Below are 16252 nucleotides of genomic sequence, written 5' to 3' on the forward strand. Positions count from 1 at the left end.
TCAGGCCAGTGCCAGGCTGTGCTTGATCGTGGCCCAGTGGGCGGCTTCGGCATCGCCCAGCGGCTGCGCCTTGACGTAGCTGAGGGCGGTCATCCTGCGCGTGCCGGGCAGGACGAAGGCCAGCTGGAACTGGTAGACCTTGTCCGCCCCCTTGCTGTACTGGCTGCGCGACTCGATGGCGTCGAGGGTTTGATCCGCCCCCAGGCGTATGTCCTGGCGCGGCTGGTAGCGCAGCTCCTGGACCTGCTGTTCGAGGCGCTTGAGCTGGCTGTCGAAGTTGCTGCGCAGATCCTCGCCCTCCGCCAGCAGGCTGCGGCTGACGATCAGCGAAGTGCCCAGTTCCGGGAACTTGAGGATGTTGATCGAGGCGTCGAGCAACTCGCTGTCGGGTAGCTGGAACTGGAACTCGTTGAGGCGATAGGTCATGGCATGAAGTCCTTTTTACTTGGCCTTTGGAAAAGCCGATGCCACCTTGGCGTCGATCGTGCTTTTCACGCCGTCACCTTCCGGTGTGGCGTCGGCGCCCTTGCCGTTATTGAGATGCAGGACGCCGCCGGTGTTGAATTGCGCGTCGCCACTGGCGTGGAAACTGATCTGCACGCCGCACAGGTTGATCTGGCCGCTGGCGTTGAGCTCCAGCACGCTGGCGCCGCAGACCAGCCGCAGGTTGTCGCCCACCTCGATCAGGTAGCTCTGGCTGATGCTGTCGGTCTTGCTCTGGCCGACGGTGAGCACGTCCTGGTGCTGGACGATGCGCACCCGGTTGTTGCCGATCAGCACGGTCTCGTCGTGGCCGATGCTCTTGTTGCGGTTGTGGCCCACCGAGTGGCTTTCGTCGACCTCGACCACGATGTCCTGGTTGCGCTCGGCATGGATGTACAACTGCTCGGCGCCCTTCTTGTCCTCCATGCGGATTTCGTTGAAGTTGGCCGGGCTGCCACCCTTGCTCGAACGGCTCTTCATGCCGCTCTGGGTAGCGTTGGCGGGCAGGTCGTAGGGCACCGTCTGTTCGGCGTTGTAGACTCTGCCTGTGATGATCGGCCGGTCGGGGTCGCCTTCGAGGAAGCTGACGATGACTTCCTGGCCGATCCGCGGGATCTGCATCGAGCCCCAGTTCTTGCCGGCCCAGGCCTGCGACACGCGGATCCAGCAGGAGCTGTTTTCGTTGGACTGGTCGTGGCGGTCCCAGTGGAAGTGCACCTTGACCCGGCCGAACTGGTCGGTCCAGATTTCTTCACCGGCAGGGCCGACCACCACGGCGGTCTGCGGGCCGCGCACGATCGGCCGGGTGGTGTTCGCCAGTGGGCGGAAGCTCTGCTGGGCGTCGATGCAGGTCAGGCTGCTCTCGAACTGCGAGCCGGCGCTGCCGGTGCCGGACTCCAGGCTTTCCTGGGCGATGTAGTAACGCGCGGCGACGATCAGGTATTCCCGGTTCTGGTCCTGGCGGCCGAAGCCGGTCAGGCTGAACAGGTTGCCGGCGCCGATGCCGCGGGCGTTGCCGTTGAGCTGCACGCGCTCGTGCAGGCTCTGGATCGCCTCGATGCGGGTGCGGGCGTAATGCTCGCCGTCCTGGCTTTGCACGTAGCTGCCGGGATAGTCGTACAGCGGGTAGTCACCGGCGCTGTGCGGGCGCGGCATGGTCGAGCGCACGTCGATTCGCGCGCTGGGGCGCTGGAAGTCGTAGTCGTTGAGCTCCAGGGAGCCGGGCTGGACTTCCTGGGCCAACTGCCAGCCGTTGAGATGGTCGCGCTCGCGGTGCTGGCCATCCGGCGGGTAATAGGGAATCGACTCATAGCCGGGCGCCGGGTGGTGGGCACCGTAGGCGTCGGCCAGGACCAGCACGTGGCGGTCCTTTTCATGGCGGAAGTAGTAGTAGATGCCTTCCTGTTCCATCAGCCGGCTGATGAAGTCGAAGCTGCTCTCGCGGTACTGCACGCAGTATTCCCACTCGCGGTAGGGCTGGCTGAGCACGTCTTCGAAGTCGGAGAAACCGAGGTCGCGGAACACCTGCTTGATGATCTGCGGGATGGTCATGTGCTGGAAGATGCGGCAGTCGGACGTGCGGGTCAGCAGCCAGAGCCAGGGCCGCAGGGTGACCTGGTAGCTGGCGAACTGGCCGGTGTCGACGTTCTGGCTGCAGCGCGCGACGATGCCGTGGAAATAGCGGCTGGCCCCGCCCTGCAATTGCAGGGAGAGGCTCATGGGTTTGCCCAGCAGCTGGTTCAGGTCGATGGCGCCGTCGGTGGAGGTCAGGTGCAATTCGTATTCGAACGGCCGCCCCAGTTCCTCGCCGCCGCCCATATCCTTGAGCAGCAGCACATCCGGCCCGAGGGGGCTGTGGACCTGGGCCAGGCGGGTGGCTTGTGTGAATAGCATCGGTTATCTCTGGGTCTTGTGGTGGCTGGGCGGGCGCTTTCGCGGGCAAGCCCTGCTCCTACAGATACTGCGTCGTACACACGCTCTGCGTACAACACCGATCTGTAGGAGCAGGGCTTGCCCGCGAAGAGGCCGGCTCAGGCCTCCACGTCGCTGAACTGGTAGTGCAATTCATTATCCCGCACGCTGATCCGCACGCCCGCCAGCGGCTTGCCTTCGAGCATGCGCGTGAGGAATTCGCGGCTCATGTCCGGCAGCAGGCTGTTGGTCAGGATCGCGTCGATCATCCGCCCGCCGCTTTCCGTTTCGGTGCAGCGTGAGACGATCAGGTCGACCACCTCGTCGTCGAAATCGAACGCGACCTTGTGGGTACTTTCCACGCGTTTCTTGATGCGCCCCAGCTGCAGGCGGGTGATCGCCTTGAGCATGGTGTCGCTGAGCGGATAGTACGGAATGGTCACCAGGCGCCCGAGCAGCGCTGGCGGGAAGATCTCCAGCAGCGGTTGGCGCAGGGCCTTGGCGATGTCTTCAGGATCAGGGACGTTGCCGGCATCCTTGCACAGGTGCGAGATCAGTTCGGTACCGGCGTTGGTGGTCAGCAGGATCAGGGTGTTCTTGAAGTCGATCACCCGGCCTTCGCCGTCTTCCATCACGCCCTTGTCGAACACCTGGAAGAACATTTCGTGCACGTCCGGGTGGGCCTTTTCCACCTCGTCCAGCAGCACCACGCTGTAGGGTTTGCGCCGTACCGCTTCGGTCAGCACGCCGCCTTCGCCGTAGCCGACGTAGCCGGGTGGGGCGCCCTTGAGGGTGGAGACGGTGTGGGCTTCCTGGAATTCGCTCATGTTGATGGTGATGACGTTCTGTTCGCCACCGTACATGGCTTCGGCCAGGGCCAGGGCGGTTTCGGTCTTGCCCACGCCGGAGGTGCCGGCGAGCATGAACACGCCGATCGGCTTGCTCGGGTTGTCGAGGCCGGCGCGGGAGGTCTGAATACGCTTGGCGATCATGCGCAGGGCATGGTCCTGGCCGATGATGCGCTTGCTCAGGTGCTGGTCGAGGTTGAGCACGGTTTCCAGCTCGTTGCGCGCCATGCGGCCCACCGGGATACCGGTCCAGTCGGCGACCACCGAGGCCACCGCCTGATAGTCCACGGTCGGCAGGATCAGCGGGCTTTCGCCCTGCAGGGCGCTGAGGCGCTGTTGCAGGTCGATGAGTTTCTCGCGCAGGGCGTGGCCCTGTTCGCTGCCGGTGTCGCTGTCTACCACGCCGGTGCTTTCACGCAGTTCGGCGCGGGTGGCGAGCAGTTCGTCGACCAGGCTCTTTTCCTCGGCCCAGCGGCTTTCCAGTTCGGCCAGGCGCTCGCGCTCAGCGGCCAGCAGGCCTTCGCTGGTGCTCTTGCGGCTGCTGGTGTCGATACCGATGGCGTGCTCGCGGGCGATGATCTGCAGCTCGGTTTCCAGCGCCTCGATACGCCGACGGCTGTCGTCCACCTCGGCCGGCACCGCATGCAGGCTGATGGCGACGCGGGCGCAGGCGGTGTCGAGCAGGCTGACCGACTTGTCCGGCAACTGGCGCGCAGGGATGTAGCGGTGGGACAGCTTGACCGAGGCCTCCAGCGCTTCGTCGAGGATCTGCACCTGGTGGTGCTTCTCCATGGTCGAGGCGACGCCGCGCATCATCAGCAGCGCCTTGTCTTCCGAGGGTTCCGGCACCTGTACTACCTGGAAGCGGCGGGTCAGCGCCGGGTCCTTCTCGATGTGCTTCTTGTACTCGGCCCAGGTGGTGGCGGCCACGGTGCGCAGGCTGCCGCGGGCCAGCGCCGGCTTGAGCAGGTTGGCGGCGTCACCGGTACCGGCAGCGCCACCGGCGCCGACCAGAGTGTGGGCCTCGTCGATGAACAGGATGATCGGCTTGGGCGAGGCCTGGACGTCTTCGATGACCTGGCGCAGGCGCTGTTCGAACTCGCCCTTCATGCTCGCGCCGGCCTGCAGCAGGCCGACGTCGAGGCTGCGCAGTTCGACATCCTTGAGCGATGGCGGCACGTCGCCGGCGACGATACGCAGGGCGAAGCCCTCGACCACCGCGGTCTTGCCGACCCCGGCCTCGCCAGTGAGGATCGGGTTGTTCTGGCGGCGACGCATGAGGATGTCCACCAGTTGGCGAATCTCTTCGTCACGGCCGACGATCGGGTCGAGCTTGCCGCTGCGGGCCTGTTCGGTCAGGTCGACGGTGAAGCGCTTGAGCGCTTCCTGCTTGCCCATGGCGCTCGGCGCGATGGCACCGCTGGCCTCGCCTGGTACGGCGCCGGCATTGAAGCCGTCGCTGGCGCCGAGGTTGTTTTCCGGCGAGTCGCCGACGTATTCGTCGAAGCGCTCGCTCAGGGCCTCGGCCTTGATCTTGTCGAATTCCGACGACAGCCCCAGCAGCGCATGGCGCAGGCTTGGGGTCTTGAGGATGCCGAGCACCAGGTAGCCGGTGCGCACCTGGCTTTCGCCGAACATCAGGCTGCCATAGACCCAGCCGCGCTCAACGGCTTCCTCGACATGGGAGGACAGGTCGGTGATCGAGGTCGAGCCGCGCGGCAGGCGGTCCAGCGCCTCGGTCAGGTCGCGGGCCAGGCGTGCCGGTTCGATGTTGAACTGACGCACCAGGCGGTGCAGGTCCGAGTCCTGCAATTGCAGCAACTGGTGGAACCAGTGGGCGAGTTCCACATACGGGTTGCCCCGCAGCTTGCAGAACACCGTGGCGGCTTCGATGGCCTTGTAGGCGACGCTGTTGAGTTTGCCGAACAGCGCGGCGCGACTGATTTCACCCATGCTCTGTGCTCCTTGAGTGGTGGGCTGGTGTGGCGTGTTCGGCGTAATGCCGGGCCAGGATCAGGTCCCTGGCGTCCTCTTTGGGTTGGCCGACCCAGGTGTTGAAACCCAGGCGGAATTGGCCGTTGAGTTGCAGCCTGGGGACCTCGGGCTGTTCCAGGACCAGGTTGAGGTCCCAGTCCAGCTCGTGTCCCAGGTATTCGGCGACCCAGGCCACCAGGTGGTGGAAGGGTTCTCCATCGGGCAGCATGCCCATGTATTCGTCGAGTTTCAGCGGGCCCAGGCGGATGCGGAACTTGTGCTGGCGATCCCACACGTGGCGCCCGAGGCAGAAGTCCACGCCCAGTTGGCTGGCGCTGACGCCGAGGCGGCTGCGCTCGGGCAGTTCCAGCCACTGGCCGACGTACTCCTCGATCTCCACCGGCAGGCCGAAGTACTCGCTGATAATCGCCTTGAGGCCATCGGGGTAGCGGGTCTGGGCGGCGAGGTGGCCGCTGAAGTGCAGCTTGGCGGTCGCCGGGATCCGCCCCTGGTCGAGCAGGCTCGGCATGCCGCGGCCACTCAGGGCGGCCAGGCGTCCGGACCAGTAGTCGTCATCCGGGCGGTCATGGCTGACGGTCGGCCGTGCCTCGGCCCAGGCCCGGTAGAACAGGCTCAGCAGGCGATGGTGGAACACATCGAGGAAGCGCTTGCTGGTGCTATCGGCATTGTTGCGCTGGCGCTCGCGCACGTATTCGGTGAGGTGCAGCGGCAACGGGCCGTTGGGCCCGCCGAGACCGAAGAAGAACTGCTCCAGGCGCGCCGGTGCGGTGCCTTCGGCCGGCGTCATCGAGGCCAGGGTGGCCGGGGCGAAGGCGCAGTCCAGCTGTTGGCCGAGGCGCAGCGGGTCGTCCGCCAGGCGCAACGAATGGCCGAAGCGCGGCAGGTGCGGCGATTCGCACTCGATACGCCGCAGCGCCTGGAAGAAATCGTATTCCCAGGGCTCGGATTGCATCGCCGTGAGCGTACTCACAGGGTCGGACGGCGTCCGGGCTTGGCTTTCCATCGCATGATCTCGCCGCGTTCGGTGGTACGGATCACCGTCTCGGTAAAACTGTTGATCGACACATAGCGTGCCAGGAAGCGTTCGAACACCGCGCCGAGGAGGAATACCCCGGTGCCGCGGAACGCGTTCTCGTCGAATTCCAGGGTGATTTCCAGGCCGCGCCCGAAGACGATCGGCCCGGGCATCGGCAGCCGCCGGGTGCAGGCCTTGCTGCTGACCTCGCGCAGGCCCTCGATCTGCAGTTGCAGGGCGGCATCGTTGCTCTCGCCGTACAGCCGCAGCAGTTCGCGCAGGGCGGCAGCGCCTTGGCCGGCCTCGCTCAGCGACAGGTAGTTCAGCGACAACTGGCTGATCAGGCGCCAGGCCTTGTTGTCGTGGGCGTGGCTGGCCCGCGGCCGGCTTGGACCTGCCAGGCAGCGCACCGCCGACACCGGGGCGCTGTCGGCCAGGGTGAAGTCGCTCTTGCCGCTGCCGACGCTCATGAACAGCGGCAGGTCGCGGTTGGTGCACAGGGCGCTGACGCCCAGCTGGCGCAGGTCATGGCGGTAGGGCGCCTGCTGGCTGTCGACCAGGCTGATGAAGGTTTCGCTGCCGATGTAGGTCGAGCGCGTGCCCTTGCGCCGCTGTTCGCTGGACAGCACCCGCGGTTCGCGGCGCAGGATGTAGTAGGCCTGGTCACGGCCATAGCGCGACGGGTCGCGTACGGCGTAGAACGGCAGGAACGGCTGGTCGGGCCCGGTACCGTGGCCGGTAACGCCGGTCAGCGAGTGGATCTCGAAATCCATCGGCCGGGTCCGGTCGGCGATCATATGGTGCTCGTTGACCCGCTCGGACAGATGGATACGGTCCAGCCGGCGCGGGAACAGGTTGATCGCCGGGGTGCAGAAGGGCACGAACTGCGCGGTGCCGACGCTACCTTCCAGGCTCGGGTCGAAACGCTCGAACAGCACGATCAGTTCCAGTTCCTGGCCGGCGCAACGCTTGACCGCGCGACCCAGGTTGGAAAAGTCGACGAACAGGTAGCGCTGGGGCAGGGCGAAGTACTCCTGCAGCAACCGATAGCCCTGGAAAGCCTGGGCAACCACCGGCATCGCCGCCTCGCGGTCGTCGAAACCACAGGCGCGCAGGGCGTCCTGGGGCAGGCGCTCGACCCAGTCGCCGCCCGGAGCCCGGGCGAATACCGCGCAGGCGTTGCCCAGCAACTGTTCGTAGAGCCGGAATGGTTGCTCGTCGGCACCGTTGAGGTACAGCGGCAGGTTGTCCAGGTCGAGCTGGTTGAACGGCAGTTCGGCGCCGGTGCGCAAGGTCAGGCGCAGGCCGGCCTTGGCCTTGGGTTCGCTGGCGGCCAGGCGGCCGAGTACCGTTGCCGGGTTGCCGAAGTATTCGGCCTGGCTGACCTGCAGCGGCCACAGCGTCACCGCATGGGCGCTGCGGTACTCGCAGGTGGTCTGGGTGTCCTTGCCGAGGGTGGCGCGCAGCACGCTGTCCCGTGGCAGGGTGAAGCCGCTGGCCAGCGAGCCCTCGTCGGGGTCGGTCTGCAACTGCACCACGGTCATCGACGGCGTCGGTGCCAGGTAGTGCGGGTAGGCGATTTCCAGCAGGTTGTGGGTAAAGGTCGGGTACTCGGCGTCGAGCTTGAGTTGCACGCGCGCGGTGAGATAGGCGAAACCTTCCAGCAGGCGCTCGACATACGGGTCGGCGCAGTCGATCCCGGACAGCGTCAGGCGGCCGGCGATCTTCGGGTATTCCTTGGCGAACTCGGCAGCACTCTCGCGGACGTGCTGCAGTTCCTGGTTGTAGAGGTCGAGCAGGCGCGGGTTCATTAACGTCTCCGTTGCTCGGCCGGGACCACGCGCACATGGCCGGATTCCAGGTCGAGGTCGGTGCGCAGCAGCAGTGGCAGCGGTGCCGGCAGGGCCCACAGGTCACCCTCGATCTCGAAACTCAGGGCGTTGTGGTTCATCTCGCCATGGGCGACCTGGGCGCGGACCCGCAGGGTGCTGGGCAGGATGCGCGGCTCGAAGGTGGCGATGGCCTTGTGGATCAGGCTTTCCAGCGCCGGGATATCGATGCTCGAGGCGCTGTAGCCGGCCAGGGCCGGCAGGCCGTAGTTGACCACCGAAGTGCCGGCCGGCGTGTGCAGCGTGGCATCGGCATCGAGCAGCGAGGTGGTGTTGAGCAGCCAGGTCAGGTCACGCAGGACCGAGGCCTTGAGCTGGTTCAGCGAGAGCACGCGTTTGTCGGTGCCTTCCTGCAGGTGGCCAGGCTCGTCGTCGGTCAGCCGATCAAGCAGCGACGGTTGCAGGCGTTCGCGCAGGGCGAAGTCGCTTGGCACGCTGCTCATCGTGCAACGTCACAGGGGCTGGACGCTGCGGGGCGGCAGCTCCGCTGATCGGGAAACCAAGGCTTGGCCATGCTCGGACACCGGCAATGAATCGAATTCGGGGGTAACGCCATGCACCCCCGACGCCAGACGTCGGGGGCACGGGGATCAACGCTTGGTGTTCGAACGGATGTTCCAGCCGAACTTGACCGGGCCGCCTTGCTTGGAGCCATCGGCCTTCTGCTCCTGATACTCGACCATGACCTGGGCGAAGTTCAGGGTGACGTTTTCGGTCAGGCGATCATCGCTGCCCGAGCCGCCGGTGCTCAGGGAAGTGACCAGCACTTCTTCCAGGTCGATCTTCATGTACTCGACCTGGCTTTCGCCGCCGGCCTTGCGCACCACCAGGGTAACCTTGTCGATGTGCTTGCCGCTGGCGCAGTGCATCATCAGGTTGGGCGAGGCCTTGTCGACGTACTTGGTCAGCGACAGATCCTGGATGTTGACCTTGCCGGCGCCACCGCCACCGCCCATGTGCATGTTGCCGGACTGGGACATGCCCCAGCTCCAGTTCAGGACGTCGATTTCGTCCTTGTGGGCCTTGTCCATGGACTCGCCCTTGATGTCACCGATCTTGATGAAGATATCAACAGCCATGTTTTCTCCAGTGTGGTCTGCACCACGAGGTTGTTAGCCGGGACCCCGCCGTCATGGCGGGGTCGCCGTTGTTACGGATAACGCGGCGCCCATGGGGGCCGGGTTATGCCCCCTTCGCCGACGGCAGCTTCGATACCAGGCGCAGCGACACGGTCAGGCCTTCGAGCTGGTAGTGCGGACGCAGGAAGAACTTGGAGGTGTAGTAGCCCGGGTTGCCTTCGACGTCCTCGACCACCACTTCCGCCGCCGCCAGCGGGTGCTGGGCCTTGGTGGTTTCGGTGGAGTGGGCCGGATCGCCGTCGACGTAGTTGAGGATCCAGTCCTGCAACCAGCGCTGCATTTCGTCCTTTTCCTTGAACGAACCGATCTTGTCGCGAACGATGCACTTCAGGTAGTGGGCGAAGCGGCAGGTAGCGAACAGGTACGGCAGGCGCGCGGCCAGGTTGGCGTTGGCGGTGGCGTCCGGATCGTCGTACTCGGCCGGTTTCTGCAGCGACTGGGCGCCGATGAATGCGGCGAAGTCGGTGTTCTTCTTGTGCAGCAGCGGCATGAAACCGTTCTTCGCCAGTTCCGCCTCACGACGGTCGGAGATGGCGATCTCGGTCGGGCACTTCATGTCCACGCCGCCATCATCGGTCGGGAAGGTATGCGCCGGCAGGTCCTGGACCTCGCCGCCGGACTCGACGCCGCGAATCCGCGAGCACCAGCCGTAGTGTTTGAACGAGCGGTTGATGTTCACCGCCATCGCGTAGGCCGCGTTGGCCCAGGTGTACTTGTTGCTGTCGGCGCCGTCGGTGTCTTCTTCGAAGGCGAAGGCTTCCACCGGGTCGGTCTTGGCGCCGTACGGCAGGCGCGCCAGGAAGCGCGGCATGGTCAGGCCGATGTAGCGCGAGTCTTCCGATTCACGCAGCGAGCGCCAGCCGGCATATTCCGGGGTGGTGAAGATCTTGGTCAGGTCACGCGGGTTCGACAGTTCCTGCCACGAACCCATGCCCATCACGGTAGGCGATGCTGCGGAAATGAACGGCGCGTGCATGGCCGCACAGACCTTGGACAGCTCGCCCAGCAGCTCGACATCCGGTGGCGACTGGTCGAAGTAGTAGTCGCCGACCAGGCAGCCGTATGGCTCGCCGCCGAACTGGCCGTATTCCTCTTCGTACATCTTCTTGAAGATCGGGCTCTGGTCCCAGGCCGTACCCTTGAATTTCTTCAGGGTCTTGTGCAATTCCGGCTTGGCGATGTTCAGCACGCGAATTTTCAGCTGCTCATCGCTTTCGGTGTTGTTGACCAGGTAGTGCAGGCCACGCCAGGCGCTTTCCAGCTGCTGGAAGTCCGGGTGATGGATCACCTGGTTGACCTGGGCGGTGAGCTTGGCGTCGATGGCGGCGATGATCGATTCGATCGACTTGATCGCGTCGTTGGAGACCAGGTCGGTCTGCGCCAGGGCCTGTTCGGCCAGGGTGCGCACGGCGCCTTCGACGGCTTCGCGGGCACGCTCGGTCTTGGGCTTGAACTCCTGCATCAGCAGGCTGGCGAACTCGCTGGGTTCGGTGCTGCCGCTTTGCAGAGGCTGGTTGTCTTGCTGCAATTGGGTCATGGTCGTTCGTCCTGATTAAGCGCTGGGCTCGGAGTCCTGGGGCTTTGGCGCACTTGCCAGGGCCTGCAGCAGTGCCGGGTCCTTGATCGCCTTCATGATGATTTCCTCGGCGCCGGTCTTGCCGTCCATGTAGGTCAGCAGGTTGGCCAGCTGGGTCCGCGCCTCGAGCAGCTTGTTCAGCGAGTCGACCTTGCGCGCCACGGCGGCAGGGCTGAAGTCGTCCATGCTCTCGAAGGTGATGTCCAGGCTCAGGTTGCCTTCGCCGGTCAGCTCGTTCGGTACGTTGAACGCGACCCGTGGCTTCATGGCCTTGAGACGCGAGTCGAAGTTGTCGACGTCGATTTCCAGGAACTTGCGGTCGGCGACGGCGGCCAGAGGCTCGGCGGGCTTGCCGGCCAGGTCGGCCATCACGCCCATTACGAAAGGCAACTGGACCTTTTTCTCGGCGCCGTAGAGTTCCACGTCGTACTCGATCTGGACCCGTGGCGCGCGATTGCGCGCGATGAATTTCTGAGAACTTTGCTTCGCCACGTTGCTGCTCCTGGTCGCTGCTGCGACGGTGTAGGCGTCATCGGTATAGGCCGTTAACGTAACTGCGCGGACTTCTCGGGCTTATTCGCCCTCGGGGCCCCGCAGGTTTTCAAACTGGGACATGCCGTCGGGAATCAGGTTGCGCACGATCGCCTCGAAGTCGGCGTGGACCAGATTCTTCGCCCGGTTCAACAGCACCGGCAGCGGGCTCGAAGGCTCGTGGCGGGTGTAGTAGGCGAGAATCCGGTCGAGGCTGCGCAACACGTCGTCGCGGTTGCCGATCTCGCCGGTGGCGCGGGGCGCCGGGCTGGCGAGCGCGTCCATGGACGATGAGTCGGTGGATTCGAGGCTGCCGTCGGTGTCTTCGCCAGCCGGGGCGGCACCGCCTGGGGCGTATTCGTTGAACACCTGCAGGGCGAGCTTGAGCGGCTGGCGCAAGGCGCTGAGGTCGACGCCCTGGGCCGAGCCGACCTGGTCGGAGACGAAGCGCTCGATGGCGTCGAGGGTGCTGCGCGCCTCGGTGATGGCGCTGCGCACGGCTTCCAGATCTTCCGGATTGGTATCGCGCAGGGCGCCGCTCAGTTCATCGGCATTGAGGCTTTCGTCGGAGAAGCCCTGCAGGCCGCTGGCGTTCAGGGCGGCACGCAAGGTGACGGTGCCGAAGGCCCGGGAGCGGGTCAGCACGCTTTCGCGCAGCAGCCGTATATTGGTTTCGCAAGCCAGGCCGGACAGGGCATTGATCCGTACGGTGGGATCATTGTCGTCATCGGCGTCGAGCTGCGGATAGAGTTCGCCCCAGTATTGCTGGAGCAACTGGTGAATCAGTTCGAGGACATCGCGCAGGCCGGCGAAGCCTTCGAGGGCCAGGCTGCTTTGCGCCAGGAAATGGGTGATGCGCAGGTCCTTGCTGCGTTGCAGCAGGGTCGTGCTCGACTGCTCGATGACCCGCCAGGCAGGGGGCTCTGCCGGTTGCACGGAATCGCCCATGATGCGCTCGGGCTTGCCCTGGGCATCACGTTCCAATTGCAGGAATTGCGCGTCATATTCCAGATCCTCGCCGCAGGGCGAGTTCGCGGAAACAGCAGCAAGCAACAACGGCAGGTCCAGCAAGTTCGATCTCCTTATCATCTGGCAAAGTGCCAGGTATTTCCTGAGCATATTTCCTTGGAAAAGTTCCCAAGGAAAAATCTCATAATTGCCGTGGATATACGGCCTTTGATATCACACGGCCATCATGTATAAACGGGAAGTTGTGCATTTTTGGTGTAGTAGTTCGACCTTGTCAAGGTAAGCTATCCAGCCTTTGTTACAGTTGTGACGGGCTCGGCAAGGCCGTCGACTACCGGGTCATGACCTGTACGATTGTAAGAAAATTGTGGGTAGAATCTGTCAGTTTCGCCGAAACGGCTGAAAACAATAGGGTTTTACCCAGGGTCGCAAGACCCGGACCGCGCTTGCTGCGCCAACAGTGCAGCGGGCCGGCTGTGCGTGGATGTACTGCAAGGAGGCGCAATGTCGCTGTGCTTGACTATCACTAGTTATCACAAGATCACCCCCGGTCAATGTCCTGAAAAGACAATGGACAAGGGGGTGATGGCAATTGGCCGTAGTTCGGAAAATGACTGGGTGCTGCCTGATCCTGAGCGGCTGGTTTCCTCCCGTCATTGTGTTATCCAATACAAGGATGGCCGTTACTACCTGACGGATAACAGTACCAATGGGGTGGAACTGGTCAATGCCGGTATTCGCCTGCGCCGGGGTAATAGTGAGCCGTTGCAGGATGGCGAAGTTATCCGCATTGGCGAGTACGAAATCCGTGCACGTATCGACTTCAACCTGCAACTGGCCGATTCGCCGTTGTCCGGGGTGGATGCCTCCAACAGTTTCGAAGCCCTGATGGGGCGTGCTGCGGCCGCACCGGTGCCAACGCCGCAGCCGGCGAGCATCCCGGCGCATTTCCAGGGCGGTTCGGCGATGGATACCTTCCCCGACCTGTTCGATTTCCTGACGCCCACCAGCGTGCCGCCGGCGACCGTGCCGGACCATGTGCCGGCGCAGCAGCATGACTTCCGCCCGCCAGCTCCCGTGATTCCACCAGCACCGGTGATTCCGCCGATTCCGGAGATCAGCTCGGTGCCAGCCGCCACCGCGGCTGGCGCGGGCATGATCCCGGAGGACTGGGACCTGTTCGGCGACACACCGAAAGCCCCGGTCAGCCAACCTGCACCGATACCGGTGGTGATCCCCGAGATCATTGCGCCGGCGCCCGTGGCGATGGAGCCTGTCCCGGCTCCGGCTCCGGCTCCGGCTCCGGCTCCGGCTCCGGCTCCGGCTCCGGTCGCCGCACCTGCGCCCGTGCCCGTGCCCACGCCCACGCCACCACCGGCCCCGGTTGCCGAGGTGGGCCAGCAGGCCAACCTGTTGCAGGCCTTCCTGCGCGGTGCCGGGCTCGACCAGTTGCGCCTGGACACTGCCCAGGTCGAGGCACAGATGGAGGCCGTCGGTCGCAGCTACCGGCTTATGGTCGAAGGACTGATCGATGTCCTGCGTGCCCGCAGCAGCCTCAAAGGCGAGTTCCGCATGCAGCAGACGATGATCCGCCCGGTGGAAAACAATCCGCTGAAATTCGCCCCGAATGCCGACGAGGCACTGCTGCTGCTGTTGCGCCATGGCAACCAGGCGTTCATGGCGCCGGACCAGGCGATACAGGACAGCTTCGACGATCTGCGTGCGCACCAGCTGGCGGTCATGGCCGGCGTGGAAGCGGCGATCAAGCACTTGCTCAAGCGTTTCGAGCCGACCGAGCTGGAAGCCCGCATGAGCCGCCCGGGCGGCCTGTCGAACCTGTTCGGCGGTTCGCGCCAGGCCCAGAACTGGCAACAGTTCACCGAGCTGTACTCGCGGATTTCCCGCGAGGCCGAGGACGATTTCCAGGACCTGTTCGGGCGCGAGTTCAGCAGGGCCTACGAGGAACACAGTGCCCGGCTGGGCAAGGGCTGACAGGCAACACAGGATTCAACGGAAAGCCAGACCGTCACTGAGGACGAAGGATGATTCATCGAGTTTTACTGGCCGCAGCCATGATGCTGCTGCTCAACGCGTGCAGCAAGGACGCCGCCGCGCCAGCGCCTGCTGCAGAGCCGGCTGCCGACAGCGCCACCGCTGTGCTGAACTTTCATGCCATCTACGGTCTCAACCCCGGCGCCAACGGGGCCCCGGCACCGGTGCGCGTGCGCATTTTCGAGTTGAAGAACACCGCCAACTTCAATCGCGCCGATTATTTCGCCCTGGCCGAACGGGCCCAGGCGACCCTCGGGGCCGACCTGGTCGACCAGGACGAAGTGCTGGTGCAACCCGGCGAGCAACTGAGCGTCGAGCGCGCGCTCAATCCCGCGACCCGCCACGTCGGGTTGGTGGTGGGCTATCGCGAGATCGACCAGGCGTTGTGGCGCAATGTGCTCGACGTGCCGCCCCGCCAGGTCACCGACTATCAGATCAGCCTCGATGTGCGCGCGGTACGCAGCGCCGTCGAAGGCTCCGCCCCTTAGGCAAACGGAGAAGCCATGTCCTGGAACAATCGAGTGGTCTGGTCGGAAGGCATGTTCATCGGAACGCAGCACTTCCAGCAGCATGACCGTTACCTGGAAAACCTGATCGACGCCCGCAGCCGTCCGCTGTCAGCCGGGGCCTGGGGGTTCTGCGAACTGTTGATCGACCAGGGCCTGCTGGCCCAGGGCAAGCTGGCCATCGTTTCCGCCAAGGGGCTGCTGCCGGACGGCACGCCGTTCAACATTCCCCACGATGACCTGGCGCCCAGCCCGCTGAGCATCGACGACAGCCTGCGTGACGGCGTGGTCTACCTGGCGCTGCCGCTCAAGCGCGCCGGGGCCCGCGATACCGTGGACGAGGGCGAGGAACTCGGTGGCGCGCGTTACCTGAGCCAGGTGCGCGAGGTGCGCGACGACAACGCGCCGTTCGAGAACCGTGCACCGGTGGCCGTGGGCTCGCGTGCCCTGCGCCTGTTGACCGAGGGCGATGGCCTGAGCGACTACGCCGCCATTGGCCTGGTGCGGATCAAGGAAAAACGCGCCGATCGCGCCCTGGTGCTGGACGAGAGCTATATCCCGCCCGTGCTCGACGTGGCCGCGAGCAAGCCGCTGGCGGCGTTCCGCAGCGAGCTGCTGGGGCTGCTGCACCAGCGCGGCGAAGCCCTTGCCGGGCGGGTGGTCGCCTCGGGCGCTGGTGGCGCTTCGGAGATCGCCGATTTCATGCTGCTGCAACTGGTCAACCGCGCCGAGCCGCTGGTCAGCCACCTGAGCCAGCTCAGCCCGCTGCACCCGGAGCGCTTCTACAGCGAGCTGGTGAGCCTGGCCGGCGAGTTTTCCACCTTTTCCCAGAGCGGCCGGCGCCCGGCCGAGTATCCGCAGTACCAGCACGACGCCCTGGCGCTCAGCTTCGCGCCGGTCATGCAGGCGCTGCGCGAGGCACTGTCGATGTTGATCGACAGTAAGGCGACGCCGATCCCAATCGTCGAAAAGGCCTACGGTATCCACGTGGCGATGCTGGCCGACCGGACGCTCATCGACAACGCAAGCTTCATCCTGGTGGTACGGGCCGACATTCCCAGCGAAACCTTGCGCGGGCGCTTCGCCCAACAGAGCAAGATCGGCTCGGTGGAACACATTCGCGACCTGGTCAACCTGCAACTGCCGGGCATCGGCCTGCTGCCGTTGCCGGTGGCACCGCGGCAGATCCCGTTCCATGCCGGCTCGACCTACTACGAACTCGACCGTGGCAGCGAGCACTGGAAACAACTGATGCACTCCGGCGGCTTCGCGTTCCACGTCGCCGGGGAGTTCCCGGGGTTGAACCTGGCGTTCTGGGCCATTCGAGGATAAGTGGCG

At 64.9% G+C, this 16252-nt stretch carries 13 protein-coding genes; 3 read left to right on the forward strand and 10 right to left on the reverse strand.

The window, feature by feature from the left end; all coding sequences use genetic code 11:
• From AC6I6U_RS04135 to tssA, 10 genes are all read right to left on the reverse strand, one after another.
• Positions 1 to 426, reverse strand: coding sequence for a DcrB-related protein (locus tag AC6I6U_RS04135; RefSeq protein ID WP_497880786.1), 426 nt, complete (start codon positions 424 to 426; stop codon positions 1 to 3).
• 15 nt (positions 427 to 441) lie between these two features.
• Positions 442 to 2376, reverse strand: coding sequence for a type VI secretion system Vgr family protein (locus AC6I6U_RS04140; RefSeq protein ID WP_497880787.1), 1935 nt, complete (start codon positions 2374 to 2376; stop codon positions 442 to 444).
• Between the two features lie 137 nt (positions 2377 to 2513).
• Complete coding sequence (gene tssH / locus AC6I6U_RS04145) at positions 2514 to 5195, reverse strand: type VI secretion system ATPase TssH (protein ID WP_497880788.1); 2682 nt, start codon at positions 5193 to 5195, stop codon at positions 2514 to 2516.
• The gene (gene tssG / locus AC6I6U_RS04150) at positions 5188 to 6240 is read right to left on the reverse strand and encodes a type VI secretion system baseplate subunit TssG (protein ID WP_497880789.1); all 1053 of its coding nucleotides are present in this window, start codon (positions 6238 to 6240) and stop codon (positions 5188 to 5190) included. Before tssG ends, tssH begins: the two co-directional genes overlap by 8 nt.
• Entirely contained in the window at positions 6204 to 8063 is a 1860-nt protein-coding gene (gene tssF / locus AC6I6U_RS04155) for a type VI secretion system baseplate subunit TssF (RefSeq protein ID WP_497880790.1), read from the reverse strand. The genes tssG and tssF overlap by 37 nt, the downstream gene beginning before the upstream one ends.
• Positions 8063 to 8584 carry a type VI secretion system baseplate subunit TssE gene (tssE, locus tag AC6I6U_RS04160; RefSeq protein ID WP_497880791.1) on the reverse strand — a complete coding sequence of 174 codons (522 nt, stop codon included), beginning with the start codon at positions 8582 to 8584 and terminating at the stop codon, positions 8063 to 8065. The genes tssF and tssE overlap by 1 nt, the downstream gene beginning before the upstream one ends.
• Positions 8585 to 8731: 147 nt before the next feature.
• A complete protein-coding gene (locus AC6I6U_RS04165) occupies positions 8732 to 9220 on the reverse strand; it encodes an Hcp family type VI secretion system effector (protein WP_497880792.1) in 489 nt (162 codons plus the stop codon).
• A gap of 103 nt (positions 9221 to 9323) precedes the next feature.
• On the reverse strand, positions 9324 to 10817 hold the full coding sequence (gene tssC / locus AC6I6U_RS04170; RefSeq protein WP_497880793.1) for a type VI secretion system contractile sheath large subunit: 1494 nt from the start codon (positions 10815 to 10817) through the stop codon (positions 9324 to 9326).
• A gap of 15 nt (positions 10818 to 10832) precedes the next feature.
• Positions 10833 to 11348 carry a type VI secretion system contractile sheath small subunit gene (tssB, locus tag AC6I6U_RS04175; protein ID WP_497880794.1) on the reverse strand — a complete coding sequence of 172 codons (516 nt, stop codon included), beginning with the start codon at positions 11346 to 11348 and terminating at the stop codon, positions 10833 to 10835.
• 81 nt (positions 11349 to 11429) lie between these two features.
• Complete coding sequence (gene tssA, locus AC6I6U_RS04180) at positions 11430 to 12455, reverse strand: type VI secretion system protein TssA (protein WP_497882977.1); 1026 nt, start codon at positions 12453 to 12455, stop codon at positions 11430 to 11432.
• 405 nt (positions 12456 to 12860) lie between these two features.
• On the opposite strand from tssA, the gene tagH reads away from it, so the two are divergent.
• The 3 genes from tagH to tssK are packed head-to-tail and all read left to right on the forward strand — an operon-like array spanning position 12861 to position 16246.
• Positions 12861 to 14348, forward strand: coding sequence for a type VI secretion system-associated FHA domain protein TagH (gene tagH / locus AC6I6U_RS04185; RefSeq protein WP_497880795.1), 1488 nt, complete (start codon positions 12861 to 12863; stop codon positions 14346 to 14348).
• Positions 14349 to 14398: 50 nt separating this feature from the next.
• Complete coding sequence (gene tssJ / locus AC6I6U_RS04190) at positions 14399 to 14896, forward strand: type VI secretion system lipoprotein TssJ (protein WP_497880796.1); 498 nt, start codon at positions 14399 to 14401, stop codon at positions 14894 to 14896.
• 15 nt (positions 14897 to 14911) lie between these two features.
• Positions 14912 to 16246 carry a type VI secretion system baseplate subunit TssK gene (gene tssK, locus AC6I6U_RS04195; protein ID WP_497880797.1) on the forward strand — a complete coding sequence of 445 codons (1335 nt, stop codon included), beginning with the start codon at positions 14912 to 14914 and terminating at the stop codon, positions 16244 to 16246.
• The last annotated feature ends 6 nt before the right edge of the window (positions 16247 to 16252 follow it).

It is taken from the genome of Pseudomonas sp. UTLPPB19802 (assembly GCF_059730225.1).